Source organism: Cognatishimia sp. WU-CL00825 (genome assembly GCF_040364665.1).
Lineage (GTDB): Bacteria > Pseudomonadota > Alphaproteobacteria > Rhodobacterales > Rhodobacteraceae > Cognatishimia.
The window spans coordinates 34,988-54,486 of the sequence record NZ_BAABWX010000003.1; the positions used below are offsets into that span (position 1 = coordinate 34,988).

The 19,499-nt window shown below is 54.3% G+C and carries 19 protein-coding genes; 11 read left to right on the forward strand and 8 right to left on the reverse strand.

The features are described from left to right. Positions 1–139 precede the first annotated feature (139 nt). Positions 140–1,036 carry a LysR family transcriptional regulator gene (locus ABXG94_RS12350; RefSeq protein ID WP_353534589.1) on the reverse strand — a complete coding sequence of 299 codons (897 nt, stop codon included), beginning with the start codon at positions 1,034–1,036 and terminating at the stop codon, positions 140–142. Between the two features lie 261 nt (positions 1,037–1,297). On the opposite strand from ABXG94_RS12350, the gene ABXG94_RS12355 reads away from it, so the two are divergent. Then, positions 1,298–1,546, forward strand: a complete 249-nt coding sequence (locus tag ABXG94_RS12355) for a WGR domain-containing protein (protein WP_353534591.1) — start codon at positions 1,298–1,300, stop codon at positions 1,544–1,546. Between the two features lie 94 nt (positions 1,547–1,640). On the opposite strand, the gene fdhF is transcribed toward ABXG94_RS12355, so the two are convergent. Continuing rightward, positions 1,641–4,415, reverse strand: a complete 2,775-nt coding sequence (fdhF, locus tag ABXG94_RS12360; RefSeq protein ID WP_353534593.1) for a formate dehydrogenase subunit alpha — start codon at positions 4,413–4,415, stop codon at positions 1,641–1,643. Between the two features lie 202 nt (positions 4,416–4,617). Here fdhF and ABXG94_RS12365 point away from each other — a divergent pair, with 202 nt between their 5' ends. Then, a complete protein-coding gene (locus ABXG94_RS12365; RefSeq protein ID WP_353534594.1) occupies positions 4,618–5,277 on the forward strand; it encodes a histidine phosphatase family protein in 660 nt (219 codons plus the stop codon). A gap of 96 nt (positions 5,278–5,373) precedes the next feature. Here the strand turns inward: ABXG94_RS12365 and ABXG94_RS12370 are convergent, their stop codons facing one another. Further along, the gene (locus tag ABXG94_RS12370) at positions 5,374–5,562 is read right to left on the reverse strand and encodes a zinc-finger domain-containing protein (protein ID WP_353534596.1); all 189 of its coding nucleotides are present in this window, start codon (positions 5,560–5,562) and stop codon (positions 5,374–5,376) included. Between the two features lie 122 nt (positions 5,563–5,684). Then, complete coding sequence (locus ABXG94_RS12375; RefSeq protein ID WP_353534598.1) at positions 5,685–7,262, reverse strand: DUF5928 domain-containing protein; 1,578 nt, start codon at positions 7,260–7,262, stop codon at positions 5,685–5,687. Positions 7,263–7,410: 148 nt separating this feature from the next. Here ABXG94_RS12375 and ABXG94_RS12380 point away from each other — a divergent pair, with 148 nt between their 5' ends. Then, the gene (locus ABXG94_RS12380; protein WP_353534599.1) at positions 7,411–8,229 is read left to right on the forward strand and encodes a sulfotransferase family protein; all 819 of its coding nucleotides are present in this window, start codon (positions 7,411–7,413) and stop codon (positions 8,227–8,229) included. 1 nt (position 8,230) lies between these two features. Next, the gene (locus ABXG94_RS12385; RefSeq protein ID WP_353534601.1) at positions 8,231–8,635 is read left to right on the forward strand and encodes a DUF3052 family protein; all 405 of its coding nucleotides are present in this window, start codon (positions 8,231–8,233) and stop codon (positions 8,633–8,635) included. 244 nt (positions 8,636–8,879) lie between these two features. On the opposite strand, the gene ABXG94_RS12390 is transcribed toward ABXG94_RS12385, so the two are convergent. Both ABXG94_RS12390 and nth read right to left on the reverse strand, forming a co-directional pair. After that, complete coding sequence (locus ABXG94_RS12390; protein WP_353534603.1) at positions 8,880–9,866, reverse strand: adenosine kinase; 987 nt, start codon at positions 9,864–9,866, stop codon at positions 8,880–8,882. Next, positions 9,863–10,507: an endonuclease III gene (gene nth / locus ABXG94_RS12395; RefSeq protein ID WP_353534604.1), complete on the reverse strand. Its 645-nt coding sequence runs from the start codon at positions 10,505–10,507 to the stop codon at positions 9,863–9,865. Before nth ends, ABXG94_RS12390 begins: the two co-directional genes overlap by 4 nt. Before the next feature lie 142 nt (positions 10,508–10,649). Here nth and ABXG94_RS12400 point away from each other — a divergent pair, with 142 nt between their 5' ends. The 3 genes from ABXG94_RS12400 (at position 10,650) to ABXG94_RS12410 (ending at position 13,022) form a co-directional block, all read left to right on the forward strand. Beyond that, the gene (locus ABXG94_RS12400; RefSeq protein WP_353534606.1) at positions 10,650–11,492 is read left to right on the forward strand and encodes a methylated-DNA--[protein]-cysteine S-methyltransferase; all 843 of its coding nucleotides are present in this window, start codon (positions 10,650–10,652) and stop codon (positions 11,490–11,492) included. Positions 11,493–11,620: 128 nt separating this feature from the next. Next, positions 11,621–12,274, forward strand: coding sequence for a YiaD family glycine zipper/OmpA-like lipoprotein (locus ABXG94_RS12405; RefSeq protein ID WP_353534608.1), 654 nt, complete (start codon positions 11,621–11,623; stop codon positions 12,272–12,274). A 202-nt stretch (positions 12,275–12,476) separates the two neighbouring features. Next, complete coding sequence (locus ABXG94_RS12410; RefSeq protein WP_353534610.1) at positions 12,477–13,022, forward strand: NADPH-dependent FMN reductase; 546 nt, start codon at positions 12,477–12,479, stop codon at positions 13,020–13,022. Positions 13,023–13,039: 17 nt separating this feature from the next. Here the strand turns inward: ABXG94_RS12410 and ABXG94_RS12415 are convergent, their stop codons facing one another. Continuing rightward, positions 13,040–14,074 (reverse strand): NAD(P)/FAD-dependent oxidoreductase, encoded by a 1,035-nt coding sequence (locus tag ABXG94_RS12415; RefSeq protein ID WP_353534611.1) that lies wholly within the window; start codon positions 14,072–14,074, stop codon positions 13,040–13,042. Positions 14,075–14,134: 60 nt separating this feature from the next. Between ABXG94_RS12415 and mnmC2 the strand changes: the two genes are divergently transcribed. From mnmC2 to ABXG94_RS12430, 3 genes are read left to right on the forward strand one after another with little or no spacing between them, the layout of a single operon-like run. Continuing rightward, positions 14,135–14,806, forward strand: a complete 672-nt coding sequence (gene mnmC2 / locus ABXG94_RS12420) for a tRNA (5-methylaminomethyl-2-thiouridine)(34)-methyltransferase MnmC2 (RefSeq protein ID WP_353534612.1) — start codon at positions 14,135–14,137, stop codon at positions 14,804–14,806. Between the two features lie 2 nt (positions 14,807–14,808). Next, positions 14,809–15,675: a DMT family transporter gene (locus tag ABXG94_RS12425; RefSeq protein ID WP_353534614.1), complete on the forward strand. Its 867-nt coding sequence runs from the start codon at positions 14,809–14,811 to the stop codon at positions 15,673–15,675. A 16-nt stretch (positions 15,676–15,691) separates the two neighbouring features. Further along, complete coding sequence (locus tag ABXG94_RS12430) at positions 15,692–16,432, forward strand: sulfite exporter TauE/SafE family protein (protein ID WP_353534615.1); 741 nt, start codon at positions 15,692–15,694, stop codon at positions 16,430–16,432. Here ABXG94_RS12430 and ABXG94_RS12435 read toward each other — a convergent pair. Continuing rightward, the gene (locus tag ABXG94_RS12435) at positions 16,429–18,372 is read right to left on the reverse strand and encodes a lytic transglycosylase domain-containing protein (protein ID WP_353534616.1); all 1,944 of its coding nucleotides are present in this window, start codon (positions 18,370–18,372) and stop codon (positions 16,429–16,431) included. The two genes, ABXG94_RS12430 and ABXG94_RS12435, sit on opposite strands and share 4 nt — an antisense overlap. A 161-nt stretch (positions 18,373–18,533) precedes the next feature. On the opposite strand from ABXG94_RS12435, the gene dapA reads away from it, so the two are divergent. Beyond that, a complete protein-coding gene (gene dapA, locus ABXG94_RS12440; RefSeq protein ID WP_353534617.1) occupies positions 18,534–19,409 on the forward strand; it encodes a 4-hydroxy-tetrahydrodipicolinate synthase in 876 nt (291 codons plus the stop codon). Positions 19,410–19,499 lie beyond the last annotated feature (90 nt).

Genomic DNA, 19,499 nt, shown 5'->3' on the forward strand with positions numbered 1-19,499 from the left:
CTGGAAAGTCGTGCCGAATTGGGCTATATTGGCCTTATCGGAGCTTAAGACTGATTTTCTCTTCCAAGAATGGAAACTCGGGCCGTCTGCCTCAGTAACGTACCGGGCTTAGTCACTCCCACTTCCCCCGCTGGACGCTTTATCCGCGGGGGCTTTCTGTTTCTGAAAGCCTGAATAGCGCTTCTGTGGATTTGAAATGCGCAAACAAGATTTCACGGAATGCCGTGACACGCGCTGACCGCCAGATATCACGATGCGCAACGGCCCAGATATCAGGAAAGGGCAAGGGTGGCAGGAGCGGCAGTTGTACAAGGTCACTGTAACTGCGACCCAAAGATACAGGCAGGCATAGGACCCCCATACCTGCGCGCGCGGCTTCGATCATAGTGATCATATCGTCGGACCGCAGGCACACTTTGGCATTGCCCAAATCTGGCACAAAATCCTTGAACGCCGCTGGAATGCGTTCTGGCGCGATCCAAGAGACCTCGGCATTGCTGCCCTCGGCAATGAGATCCGCCCATTTTTGGGTGCCATAGGCCAAGCATTTTTGTGACGCAAGTCGGCGGCCCGTCAATGAGTCGCCCGGCTCGTTACTCACCCGAATGGCAATGTCAGCTTCGCGGCGATTAAGATCTAAAAGCTGCGCATCCGCCCGAATGTGAAGCTCGACTTCGGGATACTTTTCAGTGAATTCCTGAAAGACAGGCAGCAGCATTTGCGAGCAAACAAGCTGTGGGGCTGTGACTGTTAGCGAGCCAGAAAGCGTTGGATCTTCGCTGACAAGACCGCGCATCAAATCCAGCTCTTCCATTTCCATCGCTGAGGCTTTTTCGGCGACGCGTTCACCGGCGGCGGTGGCTTGGTAACCATCGGCTAGCCTGTCAAAGAGTTGCAAACCAAGGTCTTCTTCGGCGCGTTTAACGCGGCGCGCGACTGTTGTGTAAGAAACATCAAGCGCATCCGCAGCGGCCGCCAACGAGCCCCCGCGTACCAAATGCATCACGGTTTTTAGATCGTCCCAGTGAGCTGCCATTGTCTATCCTCTGCATTTTCGCATGTCGTGCCTGCAAAGGCGCGGGTTTGACTCGCTATCTATGCACTTACGCGTAGCCATCAAGGTAATTCCCCCCAGAATTATCCGATGCAGTAACCCCACTGACGTTTTCTGACAGGGCTGGGCAGCCATGTATCTCTTCGACCAAATTCAAGCATTAACACCATGTTAATTTGTGGTTGAACGCTGATCTTCCACAGGATAGTTGCCTCCTCCCACATGGAACGCTAAACTCTACCTATGGCTGTATGTCTCTTATATCGTCAACGTCGCGCTGCCCGGCCTCGGTATTATCGGGTCGAAATAAGCTATGACATGTTTGACCATGTATCGGTGTTTTGCGAATGGGGTGTGGCTGGTGGCGCAGGCATTGAGTTGAAAACCACGTTTTCCAACCTACGCGAGGCGTCAGAAGCAGCCGATAGGTTGCGCAAACGGGCCCAGCGCCGTGGGTATTTAAGGCTGGATCGCGCTTTGGCAGTGGCCTAAGCCCCAATCACAAACCTTGCAACCAGAGGCCCCGACGGAGCCTCCGGCGGGAGTATTTTGAGAAATGTGAAGCCCGCGCAATGTGAATCTTGCGCTAGGCGTTGGCGATCTGATTTTCGACCTTTTCAACGCGCACGGCGGCGAATTTGAATTCTGGAATTTTACCATAAGGGTCGATGGCCGGGTTGGTCAGAACATTTGCCGCGGCTTCGACATAAGCAAAGGGTACAAAAACCATATCCTCGGCCACCGCGCGGTCTGCGCGCGCCATAATCTCGATGGTGCCGCGGCGTGTTGACAGGCGCAGCATCTCGCCCGGTTGAACACCCATTCGGCGCAGTGTTTTGGGGTGCAACGAACAATTGGCTTCCGGCTCAACCGCATCCAAAACCAGCGAACGGCGAGTCATCGACCCAGTGTGCCAATGTTCAAGCTGCCGCCCGGTGGTCAGAACCATCGGATATTCGGCGTCTGGGGCCTCGTCTGGGGCAATTACGCTGGCTGGGGTAAAGCGCGCCCGACCCTCCGAGCGTGGGAAACCATCGCCAAATACAATCGCCTGACCGGGATCAGTTGGCGACAACGACGGGTAGGTTACGGTTTCTGTTTCCAGTCGCTCCCAGGTGATATTGTTGAGGCTGTTCATGTTCAGCTTCATTTCGGCAAAGACCTCTGAAACCTCTTTGTAGTCCCATGGCAGGCCTATGCGCTGTGCCAGCTCGACGGTGATTTTCCAGTCTTCGCGGGCGTCGCCTGGCGGGGTCACGGCCGGGCGCACGCGCTGAACCTGACGGTTGGTGTTGCTGACAGTGCCGTTTTTCTCGTAAAGCGCAGAAGCCGGCAGGATGATATCCGCATAATTGGCGGTTTCGGTCAGAAAGATATCCTGAACGATCAACATCTCGAGTTTGGCAAACGCGTCGCGCGCGTGTTCGACATCGGGGTCAGACATTGCCGGGTTTTCACCCTGAATATACATGCCTTTGATATTTCCAGCATAGACTTGATCAACAATTTCGGTGACAGTCAGACCTTTTTCATTGCTGAAATCGCCACCACCCCAAACATCGGTAAAGGATTTGCGCACGTCGTCGCTGGTCACCGTTTGGTAATCGGGAAGGAACATCGGCACAAGACCCGCATCCGAGGCCCCCTGAACGTTGTTTTGTCCACGCAGCGGGTGCAGGCCTGCCCCCGGTTTGCCGACATTTCCGGTCATCAGCGCCAGTGAAATCAGGCAGCGAGAATTGTCGGTGCCGTGGATATGCTGGCTGACGCCCATGCCCCAAAAGATTAGCCCCGCTTTTGCCTTGGCAAATGTACGTGCCACGCGACGGATTTGATCGGGGGAAACCCCACAAATTTCGCTCATGGCCTCGGGCGTGAACCCCGCTAGGTGGGCTTTTTCGGCCTCCCAGTTTTCTGTCCAGCGGTCGATGTATTGGCTGTCGTAGAGCTTTTCCTCGACAATCACATTCATAATCGCGTTCAGCATCGACACATCGGCGCCGGGGCGGAATTGCACCATTTCATCTGCAAAGCGACGCAGGCCAACGCCGCGCGGATCCATCACAATAAGCTTGCCACCGCGTTTGGTGAACTGTTTGAAATAGGTTGCGGCAACCGGGTGGTTTTCAATTGGGTTTGCCCCAATGACAATCGCCACATCCGCATTTTCGATTTCGTTGAAAGTTGCGGTCACAGCACCAGAGCCAACGTTTTCGATCAACGCGGTTACGGATGAGGCGTGGCACAGCCTTGTGCAGTGATCAACGTTGTTGTGTTTAAAGCCCTGACGGATGAATTTTTGGAACAAATAGGCTTCTTCGTTGGTGCATTTCGCCGAGCCAAATCCCGCGACATTCTTGGGGTTTTCGTCGCGCAGTTTCATCAGACCGTTGGCGGCCAAGTTCAATGCTTCGTCCCAAGTGGCTTCGCGGAAATGCGTGGCCAAATTACCTGGATCGACATTCAACCCCTTGGCAGGTGCATCGTCGCGGCGGATCAGTGGTTTCGTCAACCGGTGCGGATGGTGGATATAGTCAAACCCAAACCGGCCTTTGACACATAGGCGGCCTTCGTTTGCTGGGCCGTTGACGCCTTCGACATATTTGACTTTGCCGTCTTTGACTTTGAGTGAGACCTTGCAGCCGACGCCACAAAACGGGCACACGCTTTCGGTTTCGCTGTCAAAATCAGCGCTGTCGCCAACTTGATTTTCATCCACCACGGTTGCGGGCAGCAGGGCCCCGGTTGGGCAGGCTTGCACACATTCGCCACAGGCCACGCAGGATGAGGTGCCCATAGGATCGGCGATATCAAAAGTTGGATAGGCATCGTGGCCGCGGCCCGCCATGCCAATCACGTCGTTGACCTGCACTTCGCGACACGCGCGTACGCAGAGACCACAGGAAATACAGGCATCCAAATTGACACTCATGGCAACATGTGACGCGTCCAACAAAGGAATGCGGCCATCTTCGAGTTTTGGAAAGCGGCTTTCGCTGACCCCGTTCAAATCAGCCATATCCCAGAGGTGGCTGGATTTGTCGTGGCTTTGGTCCCGCTCTGGCTGATCCGCCAGTAGCATCTCGACCACCATCTTGCGCGCAGACTCAGCGCGTGCGGTGTTGGTATGTACAACCATGCCGTCTTGGGGTTCACGAATACAAGAAGCCGCCAGGGTCCGCTCGCCTTCAATCTCGACCATGCAGGCGCGGCAATTGCCATCAGGGCGGTAGCCTGGGGCTGGCTTATGACACAGATGCGGGATCACCAACCCTCTGCCATGTGCAACTTCCCAAATGGTCAGCCCTTTTTCAGCGGTAACTTCTTTGCCGTCCAAGACAAAAGTGATGGGGTCAGACATGCTGCGTCTCCTTGGTTGCGGCCAGCTTACCTTAAGATATCAAGGTGCCAAGGCGGCTTTCGCGACGAACAAACGTAAGTTTGCGCCATCCGCTGCGCTTGAGCGCAAAAATTTCCTTTTGGCAGCAAAGGTCAAGTTAGAGCTTCGCCCCTTTTCAAATCAAGGCGCACACCCTAGGCAGGTGGCAACAAGAGGGGCAGATATGTCAAATATGACCTTGATACGCCACGGGCAGGCCAATTCCTCGGCGCAGGATGAGGCCAGCTATGACAAATTGTCAGAGCTTGGGCATCAGCAAGCACGGTGGCTGGGGGCGCACTTACGTCAGTCTGGCGAAAGCTATCAGCGGGTGTATTGCGGCACGATGCAGCGACACCAAGAGACCGCCGAAAGCATGGGGGCCGCGGCCCATTGCGAGATTCAAACTGACGCGCGCTTGAATGAATTTCCGTATTTTTCACTGGCCCAAGCCATGCAGCGGCAATTCAACCATCCGATGCCAACAAACCGGGAAGGTTTTGCCGCAAGCATACCCAAGGTATTGGCGGCCTGGGAAGCCGGCGAGTTGGAGAATATCCCAGAGCGCCATGATGCCTTTAGCCAACGCGTGCGTTCTGTCATTGATGAGATTGCAGCCGGTCAGGGCCCGGCGTTGGTTGTCAGTTCTGGCGGGTTGATCAGTACGGTCCTGCGCCACAGTCTGGATTTGACCGTGCAGGGCTGGGCCGGCATGTGTCTTGCGATCATGAACACATCGGTGCATCGGTGGCACCGGGTGTTGGACCGCCCGCTTTTGACCCAGTTCAACGCCATCCCGCATCTGGAAACCCCAGACCGGCATTATGCGCAGACACATTTATAAGGCGATTTGCAACACGATAAGTGAGGGGCGATGCCCCTCGCGCTGCAACTGCAATTTCAGCGCTCACCCCTGGGTATTTATTTCAAGAACAAATGCTTATTCGGCAGCGGCTTTTTCGACGTAATCTTTGTGAATGAATTTGCAGTCACAATAGCCACATTCAACGACCCCGGTGTCATGTGGCAGGCTAAGCCAGACGCGAGGATGCCCCAATGCGCCTTCTCCGCCGTCACAGGCAACGCGAAAACTGTCTACGATTTTGGTTTCTGGCGCGTCGATTGTCATGTGGCACAGTCCTTTTGGGCGGTCGGGTGGGTGTCAAATCTGCCGAGCAATATGAGTGATCTAGAAGATGGGGGCAAGACCTGCAATGCGGCAATGCGTGCTGCAGGTTTCGTCTGGGCTGTCTAATCGGAAAAAAGGTGGGGGGTTGTGGCGATTGCAAGCGCTTTGTCTTCGGGGATGGAGAGGAAAGACGCAATTGGTTGGAGAAAATCACCAATCTCGTCAACCTCGCGAATGCGGCCGTAGTTTTCAAAATTTGCATCCCGAATCGCGTCGCTTTCGTCATCAATGTCGCGCAAAATAGTGGGCAGGATTCGATTAAACGTATCTTGTGGCGTCTGTTCACCCGCAAGGCCGATACGGCTGGCATGCCCCTTTAGATAGCTGTCAGAATAGCTGCATTGAATTTCCATCGCCCGGGTGGTTGAGCGATCACTGTAAAAATCGTGCAAAAGATCTAGCGAGCCCGGATCCATGCAAATGATCATACGATTGGTCTGGAAATAATCAAACAACATACGGATCAATGCCCGCCGGTGGCGCGTGCGTTTTTCGATGGTGGCCTGAATGCCCCCCAGATCCGGCAGATCGGTGTCTTCTTCTTGGAATAGGTAATCGATGGCCGGGATGTTGGTTTCTTGTTTGATCTTGCCCAGCAGCCGTTTGGCCACATGCCATTTCTTACACACAAGAATCATCAGCTCGCGATCACGCCCAAGCGTGGCCTCGGTTTCCCAAAAGCGATTGGCAAAGCGCCGCCCTACCCGGCCGCGTTCGGTGACGAATTTAAACAGGCTCGGCCCTTCGCCCGAGATTTTAAACTCAATGCCCGAGGCCGCATAAAGCTTGCCCAGCCGTTCTTTCAGCTCGACCGCATCTGGGCTGATTTTGCGGGCAAAGAGGTAATCTTGGTTCAAGAGCAAGTCATAGTGATCATTATAGAACACCAAAGGCATGCCGTAGTCGGTGAACATCAGAAACGTCAGGCTGCGGGAATTGATTTCATCGGCGGGAATCAGATGACGCACGAGCGTTTGGAAAAAAGTTTCATCCGGAATCCAAGTGGTGCGGAAAAATCGCATGACATCTTTGCGCTTTTGAATGAATTCCATCACCGCTTCGACCGTAGGCCGACGCAAACACCACCATTGGCTGCCAATTTGCACCTGAAGGTCACTGGGTATTTTCCGGGTCAGGCCCAGGCGCTTTTGCAGCGTAAAAGCATGATAAAAGAGACGTTTCTGTTCGCGTTCGTTAAAGAAATGCCGATAAATCAGCCGTTCTTTTTTCATGCCGGTTTTGATCCAATTGCTTTCAAAAAAGTCAAAGCTTTCGATAAAGTCGCAATCGTGGTCATCCACAAAATTGTGCACGTATTCAGAGGTTTTGATCGCCATGCAGTCGCCTGACAACATGTAAAAATGTGTGGCTTTTGGGAAATCACGCAGCGCTGCAGAAATCGCATGTAGCGTGGCCTGAACCAAAGACCATTCCCCCCAACCACATTTGATGCGCCGATCTGCAAAGGTCACATTGGGGTTATCCGCAAGCGCCGCTTGAATCTCTTGGAAATCTTGTGGGTCAGCGCTGGCATCAAAGTGGATGGCCATGCAGTCGCCCTTGGCCGTCAATTGCTGCGCCTGTTGAACAATCGCCACCGGGTCTTTGTGACACAAAAGAATGTATGCGATCTTTGCCATACTGGAAACTGTAACCCTGTGTTAACCCGATTGTTTACTTGATAAAGGTGAAGACAGATTGAATAAACAGCGAAATTTTGGTTTTTTAATTCCAATACAAAAGTGTGGCTTGAAGAATTTAAGCTGCCAATAACCGGAGGCATTGAATATGGGATTCCCGGGCACCTGGATGACAGAAAGTCAGAGTGTTGTGTACCGCGTTGTTCCAAAATGCGCGTGTTCCACCATTGGTCAGATCATGTATTACACTGATCATGGCGCGTATTTTGACGGTGACATCCATGATGCAAAGACAGGGTTGCACAAATGGGCGCATGAGGACAGCAAAGAGCCTATCCGCAAGGTCGTACAGGATCACAGCAGCTATGCTTTTACCTGCGTGCGCAATCCATACACCCGCATCTTAAGTTCTTACTTTGACAAGATCTGTGGCATTCAACGCAATGGTCGACGCTATCGCGGAAATCTGGTGCCGATGCTGGTGCAAAAGTACGGCATTGATGTTGGCGGCGATGATGGGCAGGCAGAGTTTGACCAAATCAAAAGTTTCCGGCGGTTCTTGCTGTTTGCGCGGGACACCATCCGTTGGCGGCGGCCGATGGACCCGGACATTCACTGGTCCGCCAGTTCGGGACATGTGTCCACCTATATTGTGAATGGTGGCCGTTATGATCAAATCATATGGACAGAAAAATTTGATGACGGCATGCGAACTGTTTTGGATCAAATAGAGGTCGCGCATCCGATTACCTTGGCGGATGTGCCACGCTTTAATGAATCCGAAGGTCACGGGCCCAAACGGGCGCATCCGATCGAAGACTATTTTGACGATCTGTCAATGCACTTGGTCTATGAAATGTACAAACGAGATTTTGATCTATTCAAATATGACGCCGGTGATCCGTCAAATAAGCTGCCAATCGGAGACATTGATCTGGATGAGGTGCATGCCAAATTAGGGGACTAAAATGGCTGGCTATTCAGATCGACAGTTGTTTCAAAAACTTGGGCTAAGATCCGGCATGTCGGGTGCCTTGATTGCAGCGCCTGACAATTATCAGCAATTGCTGGGAAAAGGCGCGCCTGACATCATCTGGCGATCTAAGGTGTTTGAGGGCTGTGATATTGGCCATGTTTTTACAACATCCCGGCCCGAACTTTGCCAGCATTGCACAGATTTTCGCGCCCAAATGGCGCGTGACGGAATGCTATGGGTAAGCTGGCCTAAAAAGTCGTCGAAGGTTGCCACAACTGTGACTGAAGACGTCATCCGCGAGGCCGCCCTGCCGTTGGGGCTGGTTGATATCAAGGTTTGCGCGGTTGATAGCACTTGGTCCGGCCTGAAGCTGGTGATCCGCAAGGAGCTGCGCTGAGGGGCGCTGCCACAAAGCACCGCCTCTCCCCCGGGTATTTAGGTCAAGAACAAGGGCAAGAAATTGTTAACCAAATTCAGCAATGATTGTTCTGCGGTACAGGCTGGGGAGCCGATGACCGCTCAAGGACAAGTCGCCCCGTCCTTTGCGTAAGCATTGATGCAGTTTCAAACGGCGCAAGGGCGAGGTGCACCTTGGCTTTGTTCTTGATTCAAATACCCAAATTCACGCGCGCAAAGCCTGGCTACATCAGCCCATTTTTGCGAAACAGCGCCTTCAGGTCATGTTCGGGGCGCGCACCGAAATGGCCAATCACTTCGGCTGCGGCCAGGCAACCCATCTGTCCGCAGGTGGCCAGATCCTGACCTGTGGCATAGCCATAAAGAAAACCTGCCGCAAATTGGTCGCCCGCGCCAGTGGCGTCGACCGGGACAATCTTTGTCACCGCAACGGTCGCGCGCTCTGTGCCTTTGATCAGCAAAACATCCTGACCAGACCGGGTGCAGACCACCAGACCTGACGCCTCTGCCGCTTGGCTTAGCGCCAAATCCAGATCATCGGTTTCGTAAAGCGATTTCCATTCGTGTTCATTGCCGATCACATAATCCAGCTCGCCGACCAGTCGTTGAAAATCCTCCCGGTGCCGGTCAACGCAGAAGGGATCAGACAATGAAATTCCGGCTTTGCCGCCGCCTGCTTTGGTCAATTGCGCGGCGCGCTCAAAGGCGGCTTTACCTTTGGGCTTGTCATACAAATAGCCTTCCAGAAACAAGATCATCGCCTGTCCGGCCACGTCATCGGCTACATCATCGGGGCCAACTTCGGACGAGATACCAAGATAGGTGTTCATCGAACGCTCGCCATCCGGGGACACAAAGATCATCGAACGTGACGTTGGCAACTCGCCATCTGTCACCGGCGCATTTGGGAAATCGGTCCCACCAGAGACCATTTCCTGCGCGTAAAACCGGCCCAACGCGTCGTCATTCACGCGGCCGATAAAGGCCGTGGTCAAACCCAGATTTCCAAGGCCTGCCAAAGTGTTTGCCACAGACCCTCCCGGGGCCTGCACCCGGTTGGTCATCGCGCCATATAGCAATTCGCCACGTTCTTTTTCGATCAGCTGCATGATGCCTTTTTGAATGCCCATCAGGTCCAGAAAGCTGTCATTTGACTGGCTGATAACATCGACGATTGCATTGCCAATTCCGACAACTTGATAGGTGGTCATAGGTTTTTGTCCTCAAACATACAGAGATCGCGGATCAAGCAGGTGCCGCAAAGTGGCTTGCGCGCTTTGCAATGATAGCGCCCGTGCAAAATCATCCAGTGATGGGCGTGCAGCTGAAAATCCGCTGGGATATTGTCTTCGATGGCCCGTTCGACTGCCACCACGTCTTTGCCCGGGCAAACACCCGAACGGTTGCCAAAGCGAAAAATATGGGTGTCGACGGCCTGGGCCGGCGTTTGCCACCACATGTTCAGCACCACGTTGGCAGTTTTGCGGCCTACGCCAGGCAAGCTTTCAAGGGCAGCGCGAGAATTGGGCACGATGCTGTCATATTGCTCGACCAAAATTTTGGAGAGCTTCATCACGTTTTTGGCTTTGTTGCGATAAAGACCGATGGTCTTAATATGGGCAATCAGAGCCTCTTCGCCGAGATCCAACATCTTTTGCGGCGTGTCAGCGACCTTAAACAGTTCTTTAGTGGCTTTGTTCACACCAACGTCTGTGGCTTGGGCAGACAGGGCCACGGCCACGACAAGCGTAAAGGCGTTTACATGGTCCAGTTCCCCTTTGGGTTCTGGCTCTGCCGCGTGAAAACGGGTGAAAATCTCGCGGATCGTGTGATAATCAAGCTGCTTTGCCATATCGCTTCCGGACGGTTGGTGACAACAGAAGTCGCCATAAATGTGTCGTAGCAGAAGATCAATCTTTGGTCTGCAAAACAGCAGGTTTCGGGTCGCGCTGGGACATTTTGGTCCCTAGGGTATTTTGCATGGAGGCGACGCAATGAGCGATATGGACCAAAGTTATCATTATGGCGTTATGCGCCGCGCCATCGAATTGATTGATGACAGCAACGAGAATTTGTCGCTGGATGACCTGGCGAAAGCCATGGGCATGAGTCCAGCACATTTTCAGCGCTTGTTCTCTCGGTGGGCGGGCGTTTCTCCAAAGCGGTTCCAGCAATACCTAACTTTAGGGCATGCAAAGGCGTTGCTGCGTGCGCAGCACACCACTTTGGATACAGCGCATGAGCTGGGGCTCTCGGGAAGTGGGCGCTTGCACGATTTATTCTTGCGCTGGGAGGCGATGAGCCCCGGTGAGTATGCCCGAAACGGGAGAGGGCTGGACATCTATTGGAGTTGGGTTGACTCGCCGTTTGGGCCAGCAATTGTAATGGGGACCCAAAAAGGCATTTGTGGGGTCGGCTTTGCCGCTGAAACCGGCGCTGATCAGACCTTGGAAGACTTACAATCGCGTTGGCCAATGGCGCGGTTCATCGAAGATAGCGCGCGCGTAGCGCCGTGGGGACAAGCAGCCTTTGCAGACAAGCGCACCGATCAATCCCTTTCGCTGCATTTGATTGGCAGCCCGATGCAAATCAAGGTCTGGGAAGCTTTGCTGTCCGTGCCCTCGGGACAGGTGACCACCTATTCGGAAATTGCAGCAGCGATCGCCAACCCAAAGGCGGTGCGCGCCGTGGGCACAGCCGTCGGGCGAAACCCGATCAGTTGGCTGATCCCTTGCCATCGTGCCCTACGCAAGTCAGGGGGCTTGGGCGGATATCATTGGGGTTTGCCGGTGAAACGCGCCATGCTGGCCTATGAAACAGCCCGTGCGGAGGCCTGAAATGTCGGTTTTCCTAGGAAAATGGGCAATTCCTCGCCGATTTCCCCCTTGTGACTTACATATCTAAGGCGCAGGTTTGCTTCAGAGCTTACATGTCCGGCATACGGACCTGCATAAATGAGGCAAATATGATCCGAGCAAAATTGGCCATTGGCCTGACCCTTGGTGCAACGCTGTTGCTTAGCGCCTGTACTGATCCAAATTATGCGGGCATCGACCGCACAAAAACCAAAAACGGAGCCGCTGTTGGCGCGGCTTTGGGGGGTATCTTTGGTGCCCTGACCGCCGACAACAAAGGCAAAGGGGCGGTGCGTGGCGCGGCCATCGGCGCTGGTATCGGCGCATTGGTGGGCAACGAGCTTGATAAACAAGAGGCCGATCTGAGGCGCGATCTGAACAATGACAATGTTCAGATCACCAACACCGGTGATCGTTTGATTGTCACTCTGCCGCAGGACATCCTGTTTGCAACTGACAGCAGTGCAGTGCGTTCTGATTTGCAACGGGATCTGCGTACCATCGCGGGCAATCTCAGCGCCTATCCAAATTCAACCATTCAAATTCTAGGCCACACCGACAATGTCGGCGATGCGGGCTACAATCAGGGGCTAAGCCAACGCCGCGCCGAAGCTGTGGCGGATGTGTTGCTTGAGGCGGGTGTGCCGTTTGCCCGTGTTCAGACCAGCGGTCGCGGAGAAGACCAGCCGCTTGCCACAAACCTGACCCCCGAGGGTCGTGCTCAGAATCGCCGGGTTGAAATTGTGATTTTACCCAACGCCTGATAGCGGCAACCGTGCAATCTATTGACTTAAGACACCCCGGTGCAATTGTGCCGGGGTTTTTTTGAGGATTGCAGACGAGGTGTTTGGCGATCGAACAATGGTTGCACAGACCCTGTGCGCCAATGAGCGGCAATCAAAGTTGTTTATGGCGTGTTTTTCCGTAGGCTCTGGATTGAGCAAACAGGGATTTAAAGGGAACACTATGACATTGCAATTGCTTGGCATTTCGGGATCTCTGCGCAAAGACGCCACAAATACCAAGCTTGTGCGCGAGGCTGCGCGTTTGTTTGGCGATGCGGACTATGTGCAGGCTGACCTGAATATCCCGCTGTATGACGGGGACGATGAAGTGCAAAACGGGTTGCCATTGGCGGTGCAAAAACTGGTGCAACAAATTTCCGAGGCTGATGCGGTATTGATTTCAACCCCAGAGTACAACTCGGGCATCACAGGTGTTTTGAAAAATACTTTGGATTGGGTCAGCCGCAGCAAACTCAAACCTTGGGACGGCAAACCTGTTGCGGTCATGAGTGCGGCGGCGGGACGGGCTGGCGGCATTCGCGCTCAAACCATGTTGCGCACCTGTATGACCCCGTTCAAAGCACGTATTGTTCCGGCTGCGGAAGTGGCCGTTTCAAGCAGCGCTGACGCATTTGACGCAGAGGGGCGGTTGATCTCAGAGCGGTATCAGGTCGCAGTGCAACGACTGATGGAGGCTTTGCAGACTGACCTTAACCGCGGGCGTTAGGATGGTGTGGACCTGCACTAGAGCGACGCAGAAGGTTTGAACGGTTCGGGAATTGTGTCCCGGTTTTCTAGGATAAGGTCCGCCATGACTTCACCCACTTTGGGGGCCATGCCAAAGCCAATTTTAAAGCCGCCGTTAGCGATATAGTCCTTTGGGCGAGTCGGGTGTGCACCAAGCATGGGTGCCCGAGATTTTGCCCGCGGTCTTACGCCCGCCCAGCGGCGCAATATCGGGGCCTTTGCAAGGCTTGGCACGGCCTCGATGGCGCGGGCAAGTACCAGATCGATTTGCGCATCCGTGCTTGTTGGGTCGTCAAATTCACGTTCGCTGGTCGAGCCGATCGCAACTGTGCCATCAATGTGCGGCACCATGTGAACACTGTCTGCAAAGAGCTGTGGCATCAAAGACTGGTTGTACTTAAGCAAGATCGCCTGACCCTTTACGCCATTGCCGATGGGCCGTCCAAGCTCTGTGGAAAGCTCAGTCAAACCCTGCCATCCTGTCGCCCAGACAACAGCCCCCTTGGGCTGGGCATCTGTGGATATACGCCCGCCTTTGGCCAAAATAGCGGCGGCTAATGCTTCGCAGGCCATACGCGGGTGGATTCTGGCACTTAGACTGTCTTTGATCAGGAAACCTGTGACTGATTGCGGTGACCATGTATCTGCCGAATTGGCAGGCAACACTTGCCACGTGGCCTTGCCTTGCCAAAGCGTCAGAGCGTTTTCAGACCGCCTGTGTGCCAATTCCAGCGCACGCGTGTCAACAATGGGCTGCAGGCGCCCCGTGCTGCCATATCCTGAAGCCTTACCACCGACACTTTCCACTTTGGGCCAAAATTGCCGTGCCATAATCAGGCTTTCAAACTGAAAGGCTTTCTTGTCGTTCCAGTTTTCAGGCGTATGCGGTGCGAGCGCGCCAACTATGCCGCCAGATGCGCCCGCGGCTACACCATTGGGATCAATGACCTGTACCTTGGCCCCACGTTGAATGCAGGCCCAAGCCACTGAAAGCCCAAAGGCCCCTGCCCCCATCACGGTTACATCCACCATTGCCAAATCACCTGTCATTGCCCACAGTTACGCGTTCCATATTCTCTAAGGCATTCCCGCATGAGCGACCAGTCAGCAAAACTGGAATGGCGCGACGAAAAGATTCCCGTCTCGACCCATTTCGACGACCCATATTTCAGCTTGGACCATGGCCTGAATGAAACCCGTCATGTCTTTTTGTCCGGCAATAATCTGCCAGCGCGGTTCACGCCAGGGTTCCATATTGCCGAGTTGGGTTTTGGCACGGGGTTGAACTTTTTGGCTGCCTGGCGTGCTTGGGAGGCGTCTGGGCAAACCACGCCTTTGAAGTTTACCAGTTTCGAAGCTTTTCCGATGGAGGCCGAAGACATGGCGCGGGCTTTGACGTCTTTTCCCGAGGTCGGTGCTTTTGCAGAGCGGCTCTGTGCCGCTTGGGCCCAAGACAAAACACTTGCGACATTGAAAGGCGTAGAGGCCAAGGTGATTTTGGGTGACGCCAGACAGACGTTGCCACGCGAAAGCTGGCAGGCGGACGCCTGGTTTCTAGATGGGTTTTCCCCCGCAAAGAACCCTGAGCTTTGGGACGAGAAATTGATGGCAGAGGTTGGGCGGCACACGACAGCTGGGGGTACCGCCGCCACCTATACTGCTGCCGGGTTTGTACGCAGAAATTTGCAAGCCGCCGGATTTGATGTGACCCGTCTATCTGGTTTTGGCCGCAAACGTCATATGACAACGGCGTTAAAGACCTAAATATGGCCAAGTCAAACAATCGGCTTGGCATCCTGTTGATGTGCCTGACGTCCCTCGTCTTTGCGTTGCAGGACGGGCTTTCGCGGCATCTTGCAGAAAACTACAATGTCTTTGTCGTGGTGATGATCCGATATTGGTTTTTTGCGGCATTTGTTATTCTGATGGCCATGCGCAATGGGGGGCTTGGACAGGCGGTGCGCACCAAGCATCCCTATCTGCAAATTATCCGGGGCCTGATTTTAGCACTGGAGATCTGCGTGACAGTCGCAGCGTTCACGCTATTGGGGTTAACGGAAACCCACGCCATTTTCGCCTGTTTTCCGCTGATGATTGCGGCCCTTTCAGGCCCTGTATTGGGTGAGACGGTTGGGATCAGGCGCTGGTTTGCCATTGGATTGGGGGCTGTCGGAGTCCTGGTGATACTGCGCCCAGGTAATGGGGTATTTGCACCCGCCGCAGCGGTGCCCCTATTGGGGGCTGCGATGTTTGCGGCTTATCACCTGATGACGCGCTATGTGGCGATCAAGGACTCAACGGCCACAAGTTTTTTCTATACCGGGGTCAGCGGTTGTGTGGTCATGACCGTGATCGGACTGTTTTATTGGCAACCTATTGTCGGAACAGATTTGGTTTGGATGCTTATCCTGAGCTGTGGCGCGTTGGTCGGGCACTGGCTGCTGATCAAAACCTATGAATATGCAGAAGCAAGCGTCGTTCAGCCCTTTGCGTTTTTACAGCTGCCCTTTGCCGTAATCTTGGGTATAGCTTTTTTTGCAGAAACATTGCGTATCAACGTAGCGATGGGTGCGAGCATTGTGGTGTGTGCTGGGGTGTTTACGCTTTGGCGCGAGCATCATCAGGGGCCATAGCGGGGAAGCCAATACAGTGGATATTTACACGTTGGTTGCGCTTGGAACCGGGGCTTTGGTGTCGGGGTTTGTCAGCGGTTTTGCTGGATTTGGCACGGCTTTGTTTGCCTCGGCGTTCTGGTTTGCGGTGTTGCCAGCACATCTTGTGCCGCCACTGGTCATTCTGGCAGCGGTTGCTGGCCAAATCGTCGGACTGGCCCGCCTGAAAAGACAACTGACTTTCAAGCGAGCTTTACCTCTGATTTCAGGTGGAATCATTGGGGTGCCGATTGGCACATTGGTTTTGTTTGTATTATCGCCTTGGGTGATCAAGTTGGGCATTGGGCTGTTTTTGGTCAGCTATGCCTTGTGGCAAATGCTGGGTGAAAAGTTCCGCATCACGATTGGCCCCCAGCCCTTGGCGCTTGACCGCGCCATTGGGTTTATTGGCGGCATTCTTGGCGGCATCGCAGGTCTGGCGGGCCCTGTGCCAATCGTATGGCTGCAATTGCAGGCCCTGCCCGCAAGCGAGCAACGCGCACGTTATCAGCCTTTTAACTTGTGCATTCTGGCGCTTTCAGCACTTTCCATGGCCATTTTCGGCGTGATAACAGCCGAAGTCTTGAAGCTGGCCCTTTTTGCGGTGCCCCTGACGGTGATCGCCGCTTGGTTTGGTGTCAAAGCCTATGCGCGGGTATCAGAAAATAGTTTCCGAATTTGGATTTTGTGCCTCTTGCTAGTTTCTGGCTGTTTTGTGCTACTTCAGACGTTGGTCTAGCGCTGTAACAAAGTCGCACCAACCAGTTCTTTGCTAAAGGGGACAGGCAGTGGGATCTTACCCAATCGCGCCCTATACACTGGAAGGCTTTCTGCGACGCGCATCACATAATTGCGGGTTTCATTAAACGGAATGTGTTCGATCCAATCAATAATATCCATCCCGCCCCGGCGTCTCGGATCGCCATTGGTTTTCATCCAGCGCGTTGGACGGCTAGGTCCAGCGTTATACCCCGCAGCCACCATGATCACGTTGCCTTCAAATTCATCAGCCAGACCCGCCAAATAGGCGGTCCCAAGCGTCACATTATAATCTGGATCAGACAACAAACGTGATTTGGAATAGGGCACGCCTAAGGCACCCGCAACTTGCTTGGCCGTGCCGGGCAAGATTTGCATCAAGCCCTGCGCATTTGCACCAGATACCACCTTGGGATCAAACTCGCTTTCGCGTCGCGCAATGGCCAGTGCCATTTCAGCAGGTACAGGCAAGTTGCGTTTGGCCAAGGGATGCAAGGCATAATAAGGCGCGACCACCGTTGTGTCATATTGTACAAATCGCTTGCCCAACATCACCGCGATATGCGGTTCGTTGATTTCAATCGCCATTTGGCCCATTTGTGCCATTGTAGCTGAGTCCTGACTTTCCGCCAGGTGTGTCCAAAACCGTTCCGCCAAAGATAGTTCGCCCGCATTGAGCAAAACAACGGCGGCCTGATGCACGGATGTGCGTGTGTAAGGAGCCCCGCGCCAAGGTGTGACCTTTGAATTGCCAGAAAGCCCCGGCTCTATTGGCAGCCCGGCTTTTTCGGCAGCCAGCAAACCATAAAAAGAGGTTTGATGTGCGCCTCCACCCGCATAGGCCCTCAAGGCCGCGTCACGCTCGCCCATCGCCTCGTAAGCGCGGCCAATCCAATACCCGGCACGACCATAAGATATTGGGGTTGCGACCGCTTGCTCAAAGCGCACAAAATGCTGCAGTGCCACGCCGGGTTTGTTCAAAAACCGCAGCGCCAGATAGCCTGACAACCACTCTAGATCAGCATAACTGCTGCCGTCTGACAGACCGTGGGCTGATGCAACGCGATACGCCATGCTATGACGTCCCGCACGCATTTCGCTGCGGGCCAGTGCGCGCCGCCACCCGGCCCATTTGGCCGCATCCCCCAGTCGATTTGCGCTGCTTTGGGCCAGTAACAATTCTATCGCGCTGGCATTGCGCCCCTTGCGCGCGCGCCATTGAAACCGCTCAAATGCCAACCCTGGATCTTTGGCAAGCCGTCCGGGGACCGCCGCGATATAGCTATCAACCCCTTGACGATCAAACCGCAACGCCAAGCGTGCTTGCGCCAGTTTTTGCCGCCCATCGCTCACCAATGGATAAAGCCGCTTGGCGTCACTTTCCCAGCCCTGCCACAGGGCATGGTCCAATCTTGCCGCATGGTGTTTCTTAAGCAATCGCCCATGATCTTTCAAAAAGGCATCATGGGTTTCTGACCCCATTGGAAAGCTTAGCCAAGCTTTGACAATCTCGGCCTCTGCATCTCCGCGCCGCCCCTTGGAGCGCAACGCCTGTGCATAGGCTAATGCGCCCCTTGCCGTCTGCGTGCCCGGCGTATCAAAGAAGGCAATCACACGGTCGGCACTGGCATTCTGAAAAGACGGCTCTGACTGTTTGCGCAAATAGGGCAGACCGGGCCAATCCCCGCGACGGGCAAGAAACGCCGCGGCCTCGCCTGCACTCCCTTCGCCTGCGCGTAAGCGGTGCCACTCGACCAAATCGCGCAGCACATCATTTTCACGCTGGACAGCCCGTGCTGCCGCAACCCAGTCTTTCTGGCGCACTGCTTCCATCGCGGCCGCCAAACGCTGGCTTGCCTGCGCCACCGCCGCATCTGCCAAAAACACCGTCAACAGTACCGCCCAAATTAGCCTTATCATGTCTTGCATTTTCCTAGGTGACACTGGATACGAACCAAACATTAGTCCGTGCAGTAAAAAGCGCCAATCACAAACTTGGCAAACTGGCGACATATCGCTAGTGTCCGCGCGATCTATCATCGGGCGTTTCGCCCAGCTACGCAAAAACAAAGGAGCGTGTCATGCTCAAAGGGTCTTTTCCCGCACTCGTCACGCCGTTTACGAACGGCGAGCTGGATTTGGAAACGCTTAAGAAGCTGGTCGAATGGCATATTGGCGAAGGCACCAATGGATTTGTGCCGGTTGGCACCACCGGCGAATCTCCGACACTGACGCATGAAGAACATGAAACAGTGATCCAAGAAGTTGTGCGCGCCGCCGCAGGACGGGTGCCTGTGATCGCAGGAGCCGGCAGCAACAATACGCTAGAGGCCATGCGCCTGATGCAGTTCGCCGAAAAAGCCGGTGCTGACGCGGGGCTTGTGGTGACGCCATATTATAACAAGCCAACGCAACGTGGCCTGATCGCGCATTTCACCGCGCTCCATGACTGCTGCAATTTACCCATCATCATCTATAACATCCCCGGTCGTTCAGTTGTCGATATGACACCGGAAACCATGGGCAAGCTGGCAGAACTGCCGCGCATTGTTGGGGTCAAAGACGCCACTGGCGATATCAATCGTGTCAGCCAGCAACGCCTGACCTGCGGCACAGATTTTGTCCAGCTGTCTGGCGAAGATGGCACAGCATTGGCGTTTAATGCTCATGGCGGCCAAGGCTGTATTTCAGTAACAGCCAATGTCGCGCCCCGCCTTTGTGCTGCATTTCAGGCCGCCACATTGGCGGGCGACTACTCCAAAGCGCTTGAGCTACAGGATCGCCTGTTCCCTTTGCACGAAGCCATCTTTGTCGAACCCGGCCTGGTGGGTGCAAAATATGCAATGGCCAAACTCGGCCTGTGCTCCGAAGAAGTGCGCTCGCCGCTGACGGGGCTGCTGGATGAAACCAAAGCCCAACTTGATGCCGCCATGCGCCACGCAGGCCTGATTGACTAAGCAAGTCCGCTACGATCTACAAAGCCCTGGCCAACGCTGGGGCTTTTCGTTGACCGACCATGTTGTTCTTGACCTAAATACCCCTGCCAG

Excerpts from the sequence above, each read along its gene's own strand:
- ABXG94_RS12350 (WP_353534589.1), bottom strand. The coding sequence starts at position 1,036 with ATGGCAGCTCACTGGGACGATCTAAAAACCGTGATGCATTTGGTACGC.
- ABXG94_RS12355 (WP_353534591.1), top strand. The coding sequence starts at position 1,298 with ATGGCTGTATGTCTCTTATATCGTCAACGTCGCGCTGCCCGGCCTCGG.
- fdhF (WP_353534593.1), bottom strand. The coding sequence starts at position 4,415 with ATGTCTGACCCCATCACTTTTGTCTTGGACGGCAAAGAAGTTACCGCT.
- ABXG94_RS12365 (WP_353534594.1), top strand. The coding sequence starts at position 4,618 with ATGTCAAATATGACCTTGATACGCCACGGGCAGGCCAATTCCTCGGCG.
- ABXG94_RS12370 (WP_353534596.1), bottom strand. The coding sequence starts at position 5,562 with ATGACAATCGACGCGCCAGAAACCAAAATCGTAGACAGTTTTCGCGTT.
- ABXG94_RS12375 (WP_353534598.1), bottom strand. The coding sequence starts at position 7,262 with ATGGCAAAGATCGCATACATTCTTTTGTGTCACAAAGACCCGGTGGCG.
- ABXG94_RS12380 (WP_353534599.1), top strand. The coding sequence starts at position 7,411 with ATGGGATTCCCGGGCACCTGGATGACAGAAAGTCAGAGTGTTGTGTAC.
- ABXG94_RS12385 (WP_353534601.1), top strand. The coding sequence starts at position 8,231 with ATGGCTGGCTATTCAGATCGACAGTTGTTTCAAAAACTTGGGCTAAGA.
- ABXG94_RS12390 (WP_353534603.1), bottom strand. The coding sequence starts at position 9,866 with ATGACCACCTATCAAGTTGTCGGAATTGGCAATGCAATCGTCGATGTT.
- nth (WP_353534604.1), bottom strand. The coding sequence starts at position 10,507 with ATGGCAAAGCAGCTTGATTATCACACGATCCGCGAGATTTTCACCCGT.
- ABXG94_RS12400 (WP_353534606.1), top strand. The coding sequence starts at position 10,650 with ATGAGCGATATGGACCAAAGTTATCATTATGGCGTTATGCGCCGCGCC.
- ABXG94_RS12405 (WP_353534608.1), top strand. The coding sequence starts at position 11,621 with ATGATCCGAGCAAAATTGGCCATTGGCCTGACCCTTGGTGCAACGCTG.
- ABXG94_RS12410 (WP_353534610.1), top strand. The coding sequence starts at position 12,477 with ATGACATTGCAATTGCTTGGCATTTCGGGATCTCTGCGCAAAGACGCC.
- ABXG94_RS12415 (WP_353534611.1), bottom strand. The coding sequence starts at position 14,074 with ATGGTGGATGTAACCGTGATGGGGGCAGGGGCCTTTGGGCTTTCAGTG.
- mnmC2 (WP_353534612.1), top strand. The coding sequence starts at position 14,135 with ATGAGCGACCAGTCAGCAAAACTGGAATGGCGCGACGAAAAGATTCCC.
- ABXG94_RS12425 (WP_353534614.1), top strand. The coding sequence starts at position 14,809 with ATGGCCAAGTCAAACAATCGGCTTGGCATCCTGTTGATGTGCCTGACG.
- ABXG94_RS12435 (WP_353534616.1), bottom strand. The coding sequence starts at position 18,372 with ATGATAAGGCTAATTTGGGCGGTACTGTTGACGGTGTTTTTGGCAGAT.
- dapA (WP_353534617.1), top strand. The coding sequence starts at position 18,534 with ATGCTCAAAGGGTCTTTTCCCGCACTCGTCACGCCGTTTACGAACGGC.